This is a genomic window from Nocardiopsis dassonvillei, from assembly GCF_964273065.1.
Lineage (GTDB): Bacteria > Actinomycetota > Actinomycetes > Streptosporangiales > Streptosporangiaceae > Nocardiopsis > Nocardiopsis dassonvillei_B.
In genome coordinates, this window is sequence record NZ_OZ186815.1 from 539,287 (window position 1) to 555,630 (window position 16,344).

At 75.5% G+C, this 16,344-nt stretch carries 16 protein-coding genes; 8 read left to right on the forward strand and 8 right to left on the reverse strand.

Annotation, left to right across the window (positions count from 1 at the left end; translation table 11 throughout):
- Positions 1-117: 117 nt before the first annotated feature.
- Positions 118-753: a TetR/AcrR family transcriptional regulator gene (locus ACSUPR_RS02675; protein WP_436889243.1), complete on the reverse strand. Its 636-nt coding sequence runs from the start codon at positions 751-753 to the stop codon at positions 118-120.
- 53 nt (positions 754-806) lie between these two features.
- On the opposite strand from ACSUPR_RS02675, the gene ACSUPR_RS02680 reads away from it, so the two are divergent.
- Complete coding sequence (locus ACSUPR_RS02680) at positions 807-1,754, forward strand: NAD-dependent epimerase/dehydratase family protein (protein WP_436889245.1); 948 nt, start codon at positions 807-809, stop codon at positions 1,752-1,754.
- 4 nt (positions 1,755-1,758) lie between these two features.
- Here ACSUPR_RS02680 and ACSUPR_RS02685 read toward each other — a convergent pair whose 3' ends face one another.
- Complete coding sequence (locus ACSUPR_RS02685; RefSeq protein WP_436889247.1) at positions 1,759-2,424, reverse strand: winged helix-turn-helix transcriptional regulator; 666 nt, start codon at positions 2,422-2,424, stop codon at positions 1,759-1,761.
- Between the two features lie 66 nt (positions 2,425-2,490).
- Between ACSUPR_RS02685 and ACSUPR_RS02690 the strand changes: the two genes are divergently transcribed.
- From ACSUPR_RS02690 to ACSUPR_RS02715, 6 genes are all read left to right on the forward strand, one after another.
- Complete coding sequence (locus ACSUPR_RS02690) at positions 2,491-3,369, forward strand: alpha/beta fold hydrolase (RefSeq protein WP_436889249.1); 879 nt, start codon at positions 2,491-2,493, stop codon at positions 3,367-3,369.
- Between the two features lie 438 nt (positions 3,370-3,807).
- The gene (locus tag ACSUPR_RS02695; protein ID WP_436889251.1) at positions 3,808-4,962 is read left to right on the forward strand and encodes a Gfo/Idh/MocA family protein; all 1,155 of its coding nucleotides are present in this window, start codon (positions 3,808-3,810) and stop codon (positions 4,960-4,962) included.
- The gene (locus ACSUPR_RS02700; RefSeq protein WP_436889253.1) at positions 4,959-6,119 is read left to right on the forward strand and encodes a dihydrodipicolinate synthase family protein; all 1,161 of its coding nucleotides are present in this window, start codon (positions 4,959-4,961) and stop codon (positions 6,117-6,119) included. The genes ACSUPR_RS02695 and ACSUPR_RS02700 overlap by 4 nt, the downstream gene beginning before the upstream one ends.
- Positions 6,116-7,012: a sugar phosphate isomerase/epimerase family protein gene (locus ACSUPR_RS02705; protein WP_436889255.1), complete on the forward strand. Its 897-nt coding sequence runs from the start codon at positions 6,116-6,118 to the stop codon at positions 7,010-7,012. The genes ACSUPR_RS02700 and ACSUPR_RS02705 overlap by 4 nt, the downstream gene beginning before the upstream one ends.
- A gap of 26 nt (positions 7,013-7,038) precedes the next feature.
- Positions 7,039-7,944, forward strand: coding sequence for a 5-dehydro-4-deoxyglucarate dehydratase (locus ACSUPR_RS02710; protein ID WP_436889257.1), 906 nt, complete (start codon positions 7,039-7,041; stop codon positions 7,942-7,944).
- 4 nt (positions 7,945-7,948) lie between these two features.
- Entirely contained in the window at positions 7,949-9,025 is a 1,077-nt protein-coding gene (locus tag ACSUPR_RS02715) for a mandelate racemase/muconate lactonizing enzyme family protein (RefSeq protein WP_436889259.1), read from the forward strand.
- Here ACSUPR_RS02715 and ACSUPR_RS02720 read toward each other — a convergent pair.
- Entirely contained in the window at positions 9,009-9,965 is a 957-nt protein-coding gene (locus tag ACSUPR_RS02720; RefSeq protein ID WP_436889261.1) for a LysR family transcriptional regulator, read from the reverse strand. The two genes, ACSUPR_RS02715 and ACSUPR_RS02720, sit on opposite strands and share 17 nt — an antisense overlap.
- A 58-nt stretch (positions 9,966-10,023) precedes the next feature.
- On the opposite strand from ACSUPR_RS02720, the gene ACSUPR_RS02725 reads away from it, so the two are divergent.
- Positions 10,024-10,818: an NAD(P)-dependent oxidoreductase gene (locus ACSUPR_RS02725; protein ID WP_436889263.1), complete on the forward strand. Its 795-nt coding sequence runs from the start codon at positions 10,024-10,026 to the stop codon at positions 10,816-10,818.
- A 7-nt stretch (positions 10,819-10,825) separates the two neighbouring features.
- Here ACSUPR_RS02725 and ACSUPR_RS02730 read toward each other — a convergent pair whose 3' ends face one another.
- The 5 genes from ACSUPR_RS02730 to ACSUPR_RS02750 form a co-directional block, all read right to left on the reverse strand.
- Positions 10,826-11,860, reverse strand: coding sequence for a LacI family DNA-binding transcriptional regulator (locus ACSUPR_RS02730; RefSeq protein WP_436889265.1), 1,035 nt, complete (start codon positions 11,858-11,860; stop codon positions 10,826-10,828).
- A gap of 82 nt (positions 11,861-11,942) precedes the next feature.
- Positions 11,943-12,836, reverse strand: coding sequence for an NAD-dependent epimerase/dehydratase family protein (locus tag ACSUPR_RS02735; protein WP_436889267.1), 894 nt, complete (start codon positions 12,834-12,836; stop codon positions 11,943-11,945).
- A 42-nt stretch (positions 12,837-12,878) separates the two neighbouring features.
- Complete coding sequence (locus tag ACSUPR_RS02740) at positions 12,879-13,712, reverse strand: PmoA family protein (protein ID WP_436889269.1); 834 nt, start codon at positions 13,710-13,712, stop codon at positions 12,879-12,881.
- Positions 13,709-14,875: a Gfo/Idh/MocA family protein gene (locus ACSUPR_RS02745; protein WP_436889273.1), complete on the reverse strand. Its 1,167-nt coding sequence runs from the start codon at positions 14,873-14,875 to the stop codon at positions 13,709-13,711. The genes ACSUPR_RS02740 and ACSUPR_RS02745 overlap by 4 nt, the downstream gene beginning before the upstream one ends.
- Complete coding sequence (locus tag ACSUPR_RS02750; protein WP_436889275.1) at positions 14,872-16,185, reverse strand: Gfo/Idh/MocA family protein; 1,314 nt, start codon at positions 16,183-16,185, stop codon at positions 14,872-14,874. Before ACSUPR_RS02750 ends, ACSUPR_RS02745 begins: the two co-directional genes overlap by 4 nt.
- Positions 16,186-16,344 lie beyond the last annotated feature (159 nt).

The window sequence follows — 16,344 nt, forward strand, 5'->3', positions numbered from 1 at the left end:
GGAAGGGGAGGTCCGTTGGGACGACCACAGGAGGCGACAGGTCGTCATCGTAGTCGGGCGGCGGACGCGGGGGCGGGGAGGTCCCTCACCCCCGCCGCGCCCCGGGGAGAGGGGCCGTCAGGACGCGCGGTCGGACACCACCTGGCACAGGACCGCCCGGGTGGTGTGCTCGCGCCACCACTGCGCGGACCGGCCCAGGTGCACGGTGTACAGGGTGAACAGCTCGGGGGAGAGCAGGCCCAGCATGAGGTCGGCGGCCTCCTGCGCCCCCAGGCCCGGGCGCAGCGCGCCCCGGTCGGCCAGGGCGTCGGCGAAGACCCGCTGCACGGTGCGGCGCTGCTCGACGTTGGTGCGCCACAGCGCGGCCAGGTCGGGGTCGGCGGCGCCGCCCCGCACCGCCTCCAGCAGCCCCGCGACCCGCTCCATCACCGCGCCGGTCCCGGCCACCTGCGAGCGCACCTGCCCGGCGGTGTCGGGGGCGGCCAGGGCCTCGCGCACCCAGGGCCGCTCCAGGGTGGGGACGGGCTCGGCGTCCCCGGCCACGGCCTGGTCGACGGCCTCCCCGAGCACCGCCGCCTTGGTCCCGAACGTGTAGTACACCGTCTGCACGCCCACCCCGGCCTCGGCGGCGATCGCCTGGACGCTGGTGGCGGCGTACCCCCGGGCGGTGAACAGTCCGGCGGCGGCCCGGGCGATGCGGGCGCGGGTGGCCCGGGAACGGGCGGTGCGCCCGTCGACGGCGTGCGTGTCCATGGCCACGATCCTAGGACTTGACTGTAGTGCCGCTACACATATCTTTTTGGAGCATGACTACAAGAACTTTGCGGGTGCTGGTCCTGGGCGGCTACGGAGCCGTCGGCGCGCCCGCCACGGCCGCCCTGCGCGCGGCCGGGCACACCTGCCTGGCCGCCGGGCGCGACCCCCGCCGCGCCGACCTGCCCCTGGACCTGGCCCGCCACGACGACTACCGCGCCGCCCTGGCGGGGATCGACGTCGTGGTCAACGCCGCCGGCGCCGAGGACCCCGAGCTGGTGCGGATCGCCGCCGAACACGGAGCGGCCTTCGTCGACCCCACCGCCACCGCCGCCTACACCGCCCGGCTCGAACGCCTGGCCCCGCGCGCCCCGGTCCTGCTCAGCGTGGGCCTGGCCCCGGGGCTGACCACCCTGCTCGCCGCCGACCTGCACGCCGCCCACCCCGGCACCGCGCCGGTCGACGTGGCCGTGATCCTGGGCCGGGGGGAGGCGCACGGGGCGGCCGCCACCGCCTGGACGCTCGGCCTGCTCGGGCGCTCCTTCCCCGACCCGGGCACCGGGGATCCGGTGCGCAACCTGTCCAGGGGCGCCCTGGTCGACCTGCCCGGCCAGGGGCGGCGACGGCTGCTGCGCGCCGACTTCGCCGACCAGCACGTACTCACCCGCGACCTGGGCCGCCCGGTCCGCACCCACCTGGGGCTGGACTCCCCCGCGCTCACCCGGGGCCTGGGGCTGCTGGCCCGTCTGCCCGGGGCGGGCCGCCTGTCCGGGGTGCCGCACCTGCCGGGTTCGGACGCCTGGACGGTGGCCGCCCGCAGCGGACCCCATCTGCGCCGGGCCCGCGGCCGCGGACAGTCCCGGGCCACCGCCCTGGTGACCGCCCACGCCGCGGCCCTGGCAGCGGACCTGCCCCCGGGCGTGCACCACCTGCACCGCGTCACCGCCCTGGCCGACCTGCCCGCGCTGGCGGGCACCGCCCTGGACTCCTCCGACACCTGAGCGCTCACGGAGCGGGCGGCGCGGCCGCGGCGGCGACCAGGCGGTCCAGCAGGGCGGGGTCGCCCTCGACCGCCAGGCGGCCCGCGGCGACCGCGTCGGCCCGGGCCTCCTGCCGTCCCAGCACCCGCTGCCAGGTGTCCTTGTCGGTGCGCACGACGACGTCCGCCCCGCCGGCGTCCCCGCCCCGGGCCAGGTGCTCCAGGCGCCCCCGCTCGATCCGGATCCGGTAGCGCTCCCGCCCCAGCCACACGTCGTAGACCGCGGACCAGGGCTCCTGGTCCGGGGGCGGGGCGAAGAACGTGCGCAGGCCGAGCATGGTCGAGTCGGCGCTCACCCCGCCCGAGAGGGGAACGACCGGGGAGCGCACGCCCCAGCGGGCCAGCTCCCGGAAGACGGGCTCCAGCCCGGCCCCCCACTCGGTCAGCCCGTAGACCCGGGCCGCCGCCGGGGGCGCCAGCTCCCGGCGGTGCACCACGCCGGCGGCCTCCAGGTCCTTGAGCCGCTGGGAGAGCACGGTGGGCGCGATGCCGGGCAGGGCCTCCTGGAGGTCGCGGTAGCGGCGCGGGCCCAGCCGCAGCTCCCGCACCACGAGCAGCGCCCACCGCTCCCCGACGAGGTCCAGGGAGTGCGCGATGGGGCACCCCTCGCCGTAACTGCGCTTACCGGCCACTTGTACTCCTCTCGAAACTATGAAAATAATAGTAGCAGCTATTAATTTCGTAGTGGGGAGAGAGCCGTGACCACCGAACCCGCCCGCACCGGCGAACTGATGCTGCCCTCCGGAGACGCCCTGATCTGCGCGGAGGCCTTCGGCTCGGCCGGAGACCCGACCGTCCTGCTGATCGGCGGCGCGGCCTCGTCCATGGACTACTGGGAGGACGGCTTCTGCGCGCGGCTCGCCGCGACCGGGCGCCACGTGGTGCGGTACGACCTGCGCGACACCGGGCGCTCCACCTCCTGTCCGCCCGGAGCCCCCGACTACACCCGTGCGGACCTGGTGGCCGACGCCCTGGCCGTCCTCGACGGACTGCGCGTGCGCACCGCGCACCTGGTGGGGATCTCGATGGGCGCCGACATCGCCCAGCGGATCGCCCTCGCCCACCCCGAGCGGGTCGTGAGCCTGACCCTGCAGTCCACCACCCCGAACGGCACGGGCGGACCGGACCGGCCCGAGCTGCCGCCGATGGAGCCCCGCCTGGAGGCGGTGTTCGCCGACGAGGGCCCCGGACCGGACTGGACCGACCGGGAGGCCGCGATCGAGGCGATGGTCGAGGGCGAGCGGGTGTTCGCCGGAAGCCTCTTCGACCCCCGGCGCTCGCGCGCGACCTCCGAGCGGGTCCACGACCGCACCGCCGACATGGCCGCCATGCAGACCAACCACTGGATCCTGGAAGAGGACGCCTCGTCCGACCCCGACCCGGCGGACATCTCCGCTCCGACACTGGTCCTGCACGGCACCGAGGACCCGATGTTCCCGCTGCCCCACGGGGAGGCGCTGGCCCGCGAGATCCCCGGCGCCCGGCTGGTACCGCTGCCGGGCGCGGGCCACCAGTACCCGCCCGAGCCGCTGTGGGACCTGGTCGTCGCCGAGATCGCGGCGCACACCGACCGCTGACCGCGCCCGCCGCCCGGGGCGCCCCGGGCGGTGCGGCCTCCCGCCAGTCCCGGGTGCGGGGGGCCGCGCCGCCACCCCGGTACTGTAAGCGCTTTCCTTCACCGGGGATCCGCAGGCGGACCCCCGTGGGCCGCCCTGCCCTTCCGGAAATTCCCGCCCACCCGTTTTCCGACACCGGCCCCCGAGGGTGTCCGCCCAGCTCAGGGTGGTCGGTGGAAAGCCGGAAGAGGAAAGTTCGCCCCCCGGGACCGGCACCGGAGAAGCACCGGGCCATCGCCGGGGGCGGGGGAGATCCGGTGCGGCCCCCGCGCGGACGGGACTCCTGCACCCCCGCACCGCCGACCGCCCCCACCACCGTCGCCGCTGTTCGCCACTGGTGCGTTCCGGATCTTTGCCGTAAGGTGGAAAGCGCTTTCACAAGAGAGGTGGTCACAACCGATGAGCGATCGCGTACTGGGTATCGCCATGAACGGCGTCACCGGGCGCATGGGATACCGCCAGCACCTGACCAGGTCCATCCTGGCCATCAGGGAGGACGGCGGCATCACCCTGCCCGACGGCTCGCGCCTGCTCCCCGAGCCGATCCTGGTCGGCCGCTCCGAGCGCCGGCTCCGCGAGATCGCCGACCGTCACGGACTGGAGCGCTGGTCCACGGACCTGGACGCGGTCCTGTCCGACCCCGACGTGTCGGTCTACTTCGACGCGCAGATCACCCACGCCCGCGAGGCGGCCGTCCGCTCCGCCATCGCGGCGGGCAAGCACATCTACGTCGAGAAGCCCACCGCGTCCACCCTGGACGCGGCCCTGGAGCTGGCCAAGCTCGCCCAGGAGGCGGGCGTGCGCAACGGCGTCGTGCAGGACAAGCTCTTCCTGCCCGGCCTGCTCAAACTGCGCCGCCTGGTGGAGTCCGGCTTCTTCGGCGAGATCCTGTCCGTGCGGGGGGAGTTCGGCTACTGGGTCTTCGAGGGCGACTGGCAGCCCGCCCAGCGCCCCAGCTGGAACTACCGCGCCGAGGAGGGCGGCGGCATCGTCCTGGACATGTTCCCCCACTGGCACTACATCCTGGAGCACCTGTTCGGGCCGGTCCGCACCGTCACCGCCCGCACCGCCACCCACATCCCCCGGCGCTGGGACGAGAACGGCGAACCCTACGACGCCACCGCCGACGACGCCGCCTACGGCATCTTCGAGCTGGACAACGGCACCATCGCCCAGATCAACTCCTCCTGGAGCGTGCGGGTGGACCGAAACGAGCTCGTGGAGTTCCAGGTCGACGGCACCCACGGCAGCGCCGTGGCGGGACTGCGCTCCTGCCGGACCCAGCACCGGGCCCAGACCCCCAAGGCCGTGTGGGACCCCGACGCCGTCGACCAGGGCCGCTACCGCGACCAGTGGGAGCACGTCCCCGACAACACCGACTTCCCCAACGGGTTCCGCGCCCAGTGGGAGGACTTCCTGCGCCACGTCGCCACCGGCTCCCCCTTCCCCCACGACCTGCTGTCGGGGGCCCGCGGGCTGCAGATGGCCGAGGCCGGACTGGAATCGGCCCGCACCGGCCGCACCGTCGAACTGGGCGAGGTCTCCATCCGATGAGCACCCTGCTGCTGCCCGGGGGCGACGGCTCGCTCGCCCCCTTCACCCCCGTCGGCACCCCCGCCGACTCCTCCCCCCTGCCCCCCTCCCGCACCCGCACCGCCTACGCCGCCGCGCACGTGGTCGCCGACCCGCTGCGCCCCAACGCCCCCGGCGCCCCCGCCCGCCTGGACTGGGAGGCCACCCTCGCCTTCCGCCACCACCTGTGGGACCAGGGCCTGGGCGTGGCCGACGCGATGGACACCGCCCAGCGCGGCATGGGCCTGGACCCCGGCACGGTCGCCGAGCTGATCCGCCGCTCGGGCGCCGAGGCCGCCGCCCGCGGCGCCGCTCTGGCCTGCGGGGTGGGCACCGACGCCCTGGAACCCGCGCACGCCGACCTGGAAAGCGTTGTCACCGCCTACGGCGAACAACTCGACCTGGTCCACAAGGCCGGGGCCGTCCCCGTCCTGATGGCCTCGCGCGCCCTGGCCGCGGTCGCCACCGGACCCGACGACTACACCCGCGTCTACACCGCCCTGCTCGACCGCGCCCAGGGCCCGGTGATCCTGCACTGGCTGGGCGCGGTCTTCGACCCCGCCCTGGCCGGATACTGGGGCTTCGCCGACCCCGCCGACGCGATCGAACCCGTGGCCGCCCTCATCGCCGACCACGCCGACCGCGTCGAGGGCATCAAGGTGTCCCTGCTCGACGCCGGCCTGGAGGTGCGGCTGCGCCGCCTGCTGCCCGCCGGGGTGCGCCTGTACACCGGCGACGACTTCCACTACCCCGACCTCATCCTGGGCGACGACCACGGCCACTCCCACGCCCTGCTGGGCGTGTTCGCCGCCATCGCCCCGGCCGCCGCCCGCGCCCTGGCCGCCCTGGACGCCGGCGACACCGACCGCTACCGGGCCCTGCTCGACCCCACCGTCCCGCTGGCCCGCCACCTGTTCTCCGCCCCCACCCCCCACTACAAGACCGGCATCGCGTTCCTGGCCTGGCTCAACGGCCACCAGAACGGATTCCACATGGTCGGCGGCATGCAGTCCGCCCGCGACCTGCCCCACCTGGCCCGGACGCTGCAACTGGCCGACGCCGCCGGGGCCCTCACCGACCCCGACCTCGCGGTCGAGCGCATGCGCTCCCTGCTGCGCGTGGCGGGGGTGGAGCGGTGAACACGCCCGTCCCCACCGCCGTGGACGTCCCCACCGGACTCCCGGCCACCGTCCCCACCCCCGAACCCGGCGACCCCCGTCTGGCCCGGCTCTCCCTCAACCAGGCGACCGTGCGCCCCAGCACCCTCGTCCAGGCCGTCGACGGCTGCCTGCGCGCCGGCGTCCCCGCCATCGGGCTGTGGCGCGAACACGTCGCCGACCTGGGCCTGGACAAGGCGGCCGCGCTGGTGCGCCGCTCGGGCCTGCGGGTCAGCTCCTACTGCCGGGCCGGGTTCCTCACCGGACACGACCCGGCCCCCGCCCTGGACGACAACCGGCGCGCCATCGACGAGGCCGCCGCCCTGGGCGCCCCGGTCCTGGTCATGGTCGTGGGCGGCCTGCCCGCGGGCGACCGCGACCTGCCCGGGGCACGCGGCCGCGTCGCCGACGCCCTGGCGGTCCTGGCCCCCTACGCCGCCGAACGCGGCGTCCGGCTCGCCCTGGAACCCCTGCACCCGATGTTCTGCGCCGACCGGGCGGTGCTCTCCACCCTGGGCCAGGCCCTGGACATGGCCCGGGAGTTCCCCGCCGAGGCGGTCGGCGTCACCATCGACACCTACCACGTGTGGTGGGACCCCGAGGTGGAGGCCCAGATCGCCCGCGCCGGCCGGGAGGGGCGCATCGCCCTGTTCCAGGTCTGCGACTGGATCCTGCCGCTGCCCGCCGACGCCCTGCTGGGCCGGGGCATGGTCGGCGACGGGCACATCGATGTGCGCTCCCTGCGCGAGACGGTGGAGGCCGCAGGCCACACCGGCGACATCGAGGTCGAGATCTTCAACGCCGACATCTGGGCGGCCGACGTCGACGACGTCGTCGCCACCACGGCCCGCCGCCACATCGAACACGTCCTGTGACCCCCTCTTTCCCTCCGAGGAGAGCCATGCACTTCGACGGAATCCTCTTCTTCCCCCTCACCCCCTTCGGCCCCGACGGGGCCGTGGACACCGACGTGCTCGCCGAGCACGTCGCCTCCGGGGTCGCCCACGGCGCCGGCGGGGTGTTCACCGCCTGCGGCACCGGCGAGATCCACGCCCTGTCGGCCGCCGAGCACGCCGCCGTGGTCTCCCGCACGGTCGAGGCCGTCGCCGGGGCCGTACCGGTGGTGGCCGGGGCCGGCGGCAGCGTCGCCACCGCCGCCGAACAGGCCCGCGCCGCCCGCGGGGCCGGCGCCGACGCCATCCTGCTGCTGCCCCCCTACCTGGTGTCGGCCCCCCAGCGGGGGCTGGTGGAGTACGTGCGCACCGTCGCCGCCGCCGCGGACCTGCCGGTCATCGTCTACCAGCGCGGCACCATGGTCCTGACCCCCGAAACGGCCGCCGAGATCGCCGCCCTGCCCTCCGTGGCCGGCATCAAGGACGGCGTGGGCGACCTGGGGCTGATGCACCGCATCGTGCTCGCGGTACGCGCGGTGCGCGGCGAGGACTTCACGTTCTTCAACGGCCTGCCCACCGCCGAACTGACCGTCCCCGCCTACCGCGGCGTGGGGGTGCCCCTGTACTCCTCGGCGGCGTTCGCGTTCGTGCCCGAGGTCGCCGACGCCTTCCACAAGGCCGTCCAGGCCGGCGACCCGCTCGCCGACCGGCTGCTGGCGGAGTTCTTCGACCCCCTGGTGGCCCTGCGCGACCGCTCCCCCGGGTACGCGGTCTCCCTGGTCAAGGCCGGGGCCCGGCTGCGCGGCCTCCCCGTGGGCGGGGTGCGGGCACCGTTCGTGGACCCCACCCCCCAGGAGGAGGCCGAGCTGGCCGCGCTCATCGAGACCGGCCTGTCCCTGATCGGGAAGGGCTGATCCGATGCGCGTCACCGGGCTGCGCGCCCGCGCCCACCGGCTGCCCCTGCACCGGGCCTGGGACGGCGGGGTGGACCGCAACGACATCGTGGTGGTGGAGGTGGACACCGACACCGGGCTGTCGGGGACGGGGTTCTCCTGGACCCCGCTCATCGGCGCCCGCTCGGTGCTCGCGCTCATCGAGGACGACCTGCGGCCCGCCCTGGTGGGCGGGCCCGCCCACCCCGCCCGCTGGGACGAGCTGAGGTGGCACCTGCGCGAGGCCGGCACCTCCGGCCTCACCCTGATGGCGCTGGCCGCGGTCGACATCGCCCTGTGGGACCTGGCCGCCAGGGCCGCCGGCCTGCCCCTGGTGGAACTGCTGGGGCGGCGCCGGAAGACCGTGCCCGCCTACGGCAGCGGCGTCAACCTCGACTACTCCCTGCCCGACCTGCAAGACCAGGTGAAGGGGTGGCTGGCGGCCGGACACCGGGCGGTGAAGATCAAGGTCGGCTCGCCCGACCCGGCCCGCGACGCCGAACGGGTGGCAGCGGTGCGCGACCTGCTGGGCCCCGACGGGCTCCTCATGGTCGACGCCAACCAGCGCTGGGACGTGCCCGCCGCGGCCCGCGCCCTGGCGGCGCTGGCCGACCACGGCCCGCACTTCGTCGAGGAGCCGCTGCCCGCCGACGACCTGCGCTCCCACGTCCGGCTGCGCTCGCGCACGGAGGTGCCGTTCGCCCTGGGCGAGAACCTGCGCACCGTCGAGGAGTTCGAGCGCTACATCGACGCGGGGGTCTGCGACGTCGCCCAGCCCAACGTCGTGCGCGTCGGCGGCATCACCCCCTTCCTGCGCATCGCGGAGACGGCCGCCCGCCGGGGCGTGCCCGTCGCCCCCCACCTGCTGCCCGAGCTGTCCGGGCAGCTGGCACTGTGCCTGTCCCGACCCGCGATGGTCGAGGACATCGACCGCGCCTCCTTCGCCGAGCTGGGGGCATTGGCCGCCCCCAGCGGTGTGCGGGTGGAGCGCGGGGCGCTGTCGGCGGACACCGGCCTCGGGCACGGTGTGGTGTTCGCCGACACGCTCACTCCCCTCCCCTAGCACCGGACGGGAGGTGCCGCGGCGGACCGTCCGCACGGTCCGCCGCGGCACCCGGCACCAGCGCGATGGCCCGCCGCAGCCGCTCCCGGAACGCCCCGACCGCCGGAGCCGGGGCCCGACCCCGCGGCAGCGCCACGTACACCGGCCGCAGCGGCAGCTCACCCGGCGCCAGGGAGACCAGCGCGACATCGGGCCGCAGCGAGGCCGCCGCCAGAGCCGGCAGCAGCGTCACCCCCAGCCCGGCCGCCACGAACCCCTGCTTGGTGGCCCACTCCCCCACCACATGGGAGATACGGGGACGGAACCCCCGGGCGGCCGCCGGGGCGAGCAGGGTGTCCTCCGGCCTCTCCCTCCCGGCGATCCACGCCTCACCCTCCAACTCCTCCATCCGCACCCCCACGCGCCCGACCAGGCGGTGCCCGGCGGGCACCGCCAGCAGCAGCGGCTCGTCCATCAGCGGGTGCAGCTCCACCCGGGCCGGATCGGCCGGGGTGCCCACCACCGCAACGTCCAGCGCCCCCGCCTCCAACCGCGCCATCAGGTCGACGGTGAGCGCCTCGACATGGGTGACCTCCACCCGGGGGTGGAGCCGGGAGAACTCCGCCAGAGCCCGCGGCACCAGCGTCACCCCCGCACTGGGGAACGCACCCACCCGCAACCGCCCGCCGTCCAGGCGGCGCAGCGCCGCCAGCTCCGCCCTGGCGGCCGACAGGTGCCCGACCGCGGCACGGGCGTGCGGCAGCAGGGCCCGCCCCGCGGCGGTCAGCGCCACCCCACGGGGCAGGCGGTCGAACAGCACCGAATCCAGCTCCTGCTCCAGGGCCTGCACCTGGCGCGACACCGCCGACTGCGTGTACCCCAGCGCCCGCGCGGTCGCGGTCAGCGACCCGGTCTCGGCCACCGCCAGGAACACCTCGTACAAACCATGACGTTCCAGCATGCCGGCCATGCTGGACATTCGCTTGTGGCATGTCAACCGCGGGTCTAGCGTCGAAGCCATGCAAGAGATCGCCTTCATCGGCCTCGGCAACATGGGCCTGCCCATGGCCCGCCGCCTGCTGACCGCCGGACACCCCCTGACCGTCTGGAACCGCACCCCGGCCAAGGCCGACCCCCTGCGGGCCGAGGGCGCCCGCACCGCCCCCACGGCCGCCGCGGCCGCGGCCGCGGCACCGGTCCTCATCACCATGCTGGCCGACCCCGACGCCCTGGCCGCCGTCGCCCAGGAGGTACTCCCCCACCTGGCACCCGGAACGGTGTGGGTGGAGATGTCCTCGGTCGGCCCGCGCGCCGTCGCCGACCTGGCCGCCCGCCTGCCCGAGGACGTCTCCCTGGTGGACGCCCCCGTCATGGGCAGCGTCGGCCCGGCCGCCTCCGGCGGGCTCACCGTCCTGGCCGGCGGGGACACCGCCCCCGTGGAGAAGATCCTGGGCACCCTGGGCCGGGTCGTGCCCTGCGGCCCCGTCGGCTCCGGCGCCGCCCTCAAACTCGTCCTCATCGGCGCCGTCATCGGCGGCGTCGCCGTCGTCTCCGAGGCGATGCGCCTGGCCGCCGCACTGGGCGTGCCCGAACAGGCCGCCCGCGACGGCCTGCTCGCGGGCCCGCTGGCGGGAGCCGCCGGCCGGGCCTTCGCCCGCGACGCCCTCTACCCGGTGCGCCTCGCGGCCAAGGACGTCGCCCTGGCCACCGAGGCCGCCGACCTGCCCCTGCTCGCACAGGCGCACCGGCTCCTGACCGACCGCCCCGACCTCGCCGACCTGGACCTGTCGGCCGTCCTGCCCCGCGGGGCCTGACCCCCGCTCAGGGGGAGGCCGGCGGCGCGGTGCTCTCCCGCGCCACCACCTCCCCCGGCACGGTCACCACCCGGAAGTCGCCCTCGTGGTCCGGGTCCAGGGCCAGCTCCGCGGCCCTCTCCCCCATCTCCTCCAGCGGCAGCCGCACCGTGGTCAGCGCCGGCGTCAGGTCGCGCAGCGTCGGGATGTCGTCGAACCCGGCCACCGACAGGTCCCCCGGCACCTTCAGACCCAGGTCCCGCAGCGCCGCCATCGCCCCCGTCGCCATCACGTCGTTGACCGCGAACAGGCAGGTCGCGTCGGTACCCAGCGTCATCAGCCGCCGCGTCGACTCGTACCCGCCGTCCCGGGTGAACGCCCCGTGCATCACGTTGTTGTGGTCCAGCTCCAACCCCGCAGCCGACAGCGCCCCGTGGAACCCGTCCAGCCGCTCCCGGGCGGTGCGCAGATCGGTGGGCCCGGCCAGGATCGCGAACCGGCGGTGCCCCATCCCCACCAGGTGCCGCGCCAGGGCCGCCGCCCCCGACGCGTTGTCGGGACTGACCGTGTCCGCGGGCAGACCCGGCTGGGACACGCACGCCACCCGCCCGCCCTGACGGCGGAACGCCTCGATCTCCCGGGCCAGGCGGGCGTTGCTCTCCTCGTCGGTGGAGCGCGAACCCACCAGGATCACCGCCTTGGCCCGGTGCGAGCGCAGCGCCGCCAGGACCCGGCCCTCCTTCTGCGCCGACCGGCCCGTGGTACCCAGCACCAGCACCAGCCCCTGCTCCTCGGTGCACCGGGTGACCCCGGCCGCGATCGACGAGAAGTAGGGGTCGGAGATGTCGTGGACCAGCAGCCCCACCAGGGAGCTGCTGTTGCGCGCCAGCGTCTGGGCCGAGGCGTTGGCCAGGTACCCCAGCTCCTGCGCACTGGCCTTGACCCGGTCCCGCAGCCGCTGGCTGACCTGCCGGGTACTGCCGTTGATGACCCTGGAGGCGGTCGCCAGGGACACCCCGGCGTGCTCGGCCACCTGTTCCAGCGTTACGTAACCGGAGTCCACGCCCCTGGCCCTTCTCGTCCCACGTCCTGGAAAACTCTTTCCCAGGGTAGCCGAGCGGTCGGCGCCCCGACGCTGCACCGCTTCACCCCGCCCGGCCCGCGCGCAACCGCTCGCGCCAGGTCACCGACGGCGCCCAGCCCAGGTCCCGGCGCGCCTTGTCCGAGGAGAACACCGCCCGGCCGTCGGCCAGCACCCCGGCCACCGGAGCGGACCCCGGGTGCAGGCGCGCCATCAGGGCGTCCACCGGCCCCGGCGCCAGCGGATCGGCGGCCACCGCGTTGTACACCCCGCCGTGCTCCACCCGCCCGGGCTCCTCCACGATGCGGGCGAACAGGTCCGCCGCGTCGGCGGCGTCCACATAGTTGAACAGCGACACCCCCGCCAGCTCCGGATCGGCCGCCCGCTCCGCCATGGTGTGCCCCTGCTGCGTGGGCGCACCCTCCCACTCCTGCGGCGCCACCACGTACCCGGGCCGCACCGCGCACAGCACGCACTCCCCCGAGGTCCGCGCCAGCGCCCGCACCGTCTCCTCCACGATCGCCTTGCTCAACCCGTAGGCGTGCCAGGGCGCGACGGGGTGCTCCTCGTCCAGCGGCAGGTACCGCGGCCGCCACCCGGGGGTGTTGTAGCCGTACACGGTGGGACTGGAGGCGGCCACCGCCACCCGGGCGCCGTGCTCCACCGCGGCGCCCAGCACCGCCCAGGCCAGCCCCGTGTTGACCTGGAGGGTCTCCACGTCCGGGCGGGCGAACGGCACCGCGATCCCGGCCAGGTGCACCACCGCCTCGGGCCGGGCCGCGGCGAAGACCCCGGCCCGCGCCCCCGGGTCCAGCAGGTCCGCGACCAGCCCCGCCACCCCCGGCGGCTGTTCGGTCCCGGCCAGGTCCACCGAGGTCACCTCGTGTCCTCGGCCGGCCAGTGCGGCCACGACACTGCGGCCGAGCCGCCCCGAGCCTCCGGTGACGAGCACGCGCATGCGGTGCCCTCCTTCTCTCGTTCTCTTGATCGTCGACAGGGGTCAGGGCAGGGCGGTGACGGCCGCGGCCAGCGCGGACACGTCCCCGGGGTGGCCGTCGGCGACCGCGGTCCGCAGCCGCCGCACCACCGCCCCGCCCTCCGGGATCGCCAGCCGCGTATCCCAGGCCAGGGCCGGCCCGACCCCCGGGTACTCCTTCGCGCGCACGAACCAGGGGTCGGTGTGCCCGCCGGGCTGGTGGAACAGCAGCGTCCAGGGCGCCCCGGTGTCGCCGGCCAGCGCCAGCCACGCCGCCCGGGACCCGTGCAGCGCCTCCTCGCCCTCGGCGCCCCCGGGCCCCAGCACCCGCGGCGCCCCGGGACCGATCGGCGCCCGCCAGAACAGCCCCCCGTACCCGGCCCCGGGACGGCCGTTGGTCGCGGGGCTGCCCACGGACAGGTCCCGCCCGCTGGTGTTGCGCAGGACGCACTCCAGGTCCAGCACCCAGGTCCGGCCGTCCAGCCGGCGGGCCCGCCACCCGCGCTCCTCGCGCAGCAGCTCCGACCCGTCGGGGCCGGTCCAGGACACCTCCTCCACCAGCCCGCCCCCCGGGCGGGGGCGCAGACCGCCCGAGCTCTGGCGCCCGTGGTTGTCCAGCAGCACCGAGCCCCGGTCGGGCGTGAAGGTGCGCCCGCCCCAGAACGACGCGCCCGAGACGTCGGGAACGGCCACTCCCACCCCCAGGTGGTGCCGGTGGTCCTCGGGGACCACCTCGGTCACCACCGTCCCGGCCGGGGTCCGCACCGGGTGCAGGTACGGGCGCGGGGACAGCCGCGGCTCCACGTCCGCCCCGTCGTTCCAGACGGCCACCGCCGTACCGTCGATCTCCACGTTCACGGGTGCGCCTCCAGGGTCGTCCGCGCCCAGGGGACGTCCAGTTCGCGGAACAGGGACAGGGATTCGGCGGCACGGGCGACCAGGTCGGCGACGCCGTCCACGGTCCGGTGGACGACGCCGTCCTCCTCCCACACCCGCTGGTGCCCGGGGCCGATGGGCCGGGGGTCGGGCCCGGTGCGCACCGCCTCCAGGACGTGCATGAACCCGCGGGTGGCCGCCGGGGGCACCAGCAGCGGGGTCCCGTGCCGCAGGTGGTCCACCAGGTCGGCCACCAGGTGACGGCGCGGGTGGACCGCCGACCGCGGCGCCCGGCCCGGCCGGTGCACGGTGACCCGGTCCAGCGTGTACTCCAGCTCGATCCGGCCACGCTCGCCGTGCACCACGAGCACCGGCGGATCGCTGTGGGGGGCGCACAGGGTCACCGCCACCGACACCGTCGTCCCCCCGGCCGTGCGCAGGCGCAGCGCCGAGGTGTCGTCGCTCTCGATGGGGTGGGCCCGGTACAGGTCCAGCTCGATGCCGGCCGGCGCCTGGGCGCCGTCCCCGGTCAGGGCCAGCGCGGTGGCCGTGGCGTGCGCGAACGGGTTGGTGATCGCCCCGTCCACGACGTCGCGCCCGTCCAGGCGCCGCCGCCCCGCCCAGGGCGCCCGGCCGTAGTAGGCCGAGGTGCGCTTCCACGCCCCACGGCCGCCGATGCCGCGCACCCGGCCCACCGCGCCCTCGGCGATGAGGGCGCGCACCGCGTCCACGGCCGCCGACCCCAGGCTCTGGAACCCGACCTGGCAGGCCAGCCCGGAGGCGTCGACCGCCTCCACCAGCCGGTCCAGCTCCGCCAGGGTGGCGGTGGTGGGCTTCTCCAGCAGCAGGTGGGAGCCGTGCTCCAGGGCGGTCAGGGCCAGCGGAAGGTGGGTGTGGATGGGCGTCGCCAGGACGGTGACGCGCGCCCCCGTCCGCTTCAGGGCGGTGGGCAGGTCCTCGAAGTAGGGGACCTCGCCGTGCCCCTCCATGTCATCGCCCGCCGCCGGCGGCACCCGGTCGCACACCCCCGCCAGCCGCACCGTCCCCGCCCTGGCCAGGGGCAGCAGCGAGCGCAGGTGGGAGCGGCCGTGGCCGTGCAGGCCCACCAGCAGCAGCGGCACCGGAGCACCGGGCCCGGCGCTCACGCGTTCTTCCCGGCGAGCAGGTCGGCGACGCGCACCGGCGACCCCGAGGCCATGGAGGCGTTGGCGGCCAGCCCGGTGAGCAGGGCGTTGCCGCCGTCGGCGTGGTCGGGGCGGATGCCGTCGTCCAGCCGCCCCAGCAGGGCGTCGAGCATGGCGGTGTCGCCGCCGCCGTGGCCCCCGGTGCCGACCTCCACGGGGACCTCCTCGGGCTCGCTCCAGTGGCGGCGCAGCAGCAGCCGGGAGACGGTGTCCTCCTTGGGGGCGGGCATGCCGCGCACCGGGTTGTCCTCGGTGCGGCCGGGCACCGTCCGGTCGAACTCCACCATGTCCAGCTCCAGGCGGCCGCGGCTGCCGGTGATCGCCAACCGGTACCCCTCCCAGGGGGCGTAGGCGGTCAGATGGTAGCTCAGGCGCACCCCGGTGTCGTAGCGGACCAGGACCGACATGTCGTCCTCGATGGTGATGCCGGGGCCGAACACGTTGAGGTCGCGGCGGTAGCCGTCCTCGTGCTCGGCCTCCAGGTACAGGGCGCTCAGGTCGGGGCTGTCGGCCAGGTGCAGGGCGAAGGGGTCCCCGTCGGCCGCCGCCGAGCCGTGGCCGCGCTCGTAGTCGGCGGCCAGGCCGTGGCGGCGCCCGTTCTCCTCGCCGTAGAAGAACAGCCGCCCGGAGGCGTAGACCTCCTCGGGACGGGCGGCGATCCACCAGTTGACCAGGTCGAAGTGGTGGCTGGCCTTGTGCACGAGCAGGCCGCCGGAGTTGGCCTTGTCGCGGTGCCAGCGGCGGAAGTAGTCGGCGCCGTGGCGCAGGTCCAGCATCCACTCGAAGTGGACCGAGCCGACCTCGCCGACGGCGCCGTCGGCGATGAGCTCGCGGACGCGGCGGTGGACGGGGTTGTAGCGGTAGTTGAAGCCGACGGTGACCCGGCGGCCGGTGCGCTCGCGGGCCTCCTCGATGCGGCGCAGCCCGTCCAGGTCGGTGGTCATGGGCTTCTCGGTGATGACGTCGGCCCCGTGCTCCAGGGCGGCGACGATGTAGTCGGCGTGGGTGTGGTCGACGGTGCACACGATCACCTCGTCCACGGCCTGCTCGGTGAGCATGCGGGAGAAGGCGTCGGCGCCGTAGGCGGGCACGGGGTCCAGGCCGGCCTCGGCGATGATCCGGTTGTGCACGGCCATGCGGGTGGCGTTGGTGTCGCACAGGGCGACCAGCCCGCCGTGCCGGCGGTGGGCGCCGACCAGCGCCCGTGTGTACATCCGGGCCCGGGAACCGGTGCCGACGATCGCGTACCTGCGTTGCGTGGTGTGGTTCACACGAGGATGGTAAACGCTTTCCCAGGTCGATCACAATGCCCGGATGTATTTTCCAGAACGAATCGGATGGGGCGCATGGGGTGAAGAAGAGGATGAACCGTCCACAACCGGGCGGGCCTCGGCGGGCAAAACCGCACTCCCGCAGGCGTTCGCGAAGGT

Coding starts and splice junctions, on each gene's coding strand:
- ACSUPR_RS02675 (WP_436889243.1), bottom strand. CDS start 753: ATGGACACGCACGCCGTCGACGGGCGCACCGCCCGTTCCCGGGCCACC.
- ACSUPR_RS02680 (WP_436889245.1), top strand. CDS start 807: ATGACTACAAGAACTTTGCGGGTGCTGGTCCTGGGCGGCTACGGAGCC.
- ACSUPR_RS02695 (WP_436889251.1), top strand. CDS start 3,808: ATGAGCGATCGCGTACTGGGTATCGCCATGAACGGCGTCACCGGGCGC.
- ACSUPR_RS02700 (WP_436889253.1), top strand. CDS start 4,959: ATGAGCACCCTGCTGCTGCCCGGGGGCGACGGCTCGCTCGCCCCCTTC.
- ACSUPR_RS02710 (WP_436889257.1), top strand. CDS start 7,039: ATGCACTTCGACGGAATCCTCTTCTTCCCCCTCACCCCCTTCGGCCCC.
- ACSUPR_RS02715 (WP_436889259.1), top strand. CDS start 7,949: ATGCGCGTCACCGGGCTGCGCGCCCGCGCCCACCGGCTGCCCCTGCAC.
- ACSUPR_RS02720 (WP_436889261.1), bottom strand. CDS start 9,965: ATGCTGGAACGTCATGGTTTGTACGAGGTGTTCCTGGCGGTGGCCGAG.
- ACSUPR_RS02725 (WP_436889263.1), top strand. CDS start 10,024: ATGCAAGAGATCGCCTTCATCGGCCTCGGCAACATGGGCCTGCCCATG.
- ACSUPR_RS02735 (WP_436889267.1), bottom strand. CDS start 12,836: ATGCGCGTGCTCGTCACCGGAGGCTCGGGGCGGCTCGGCCGCAGTGTC.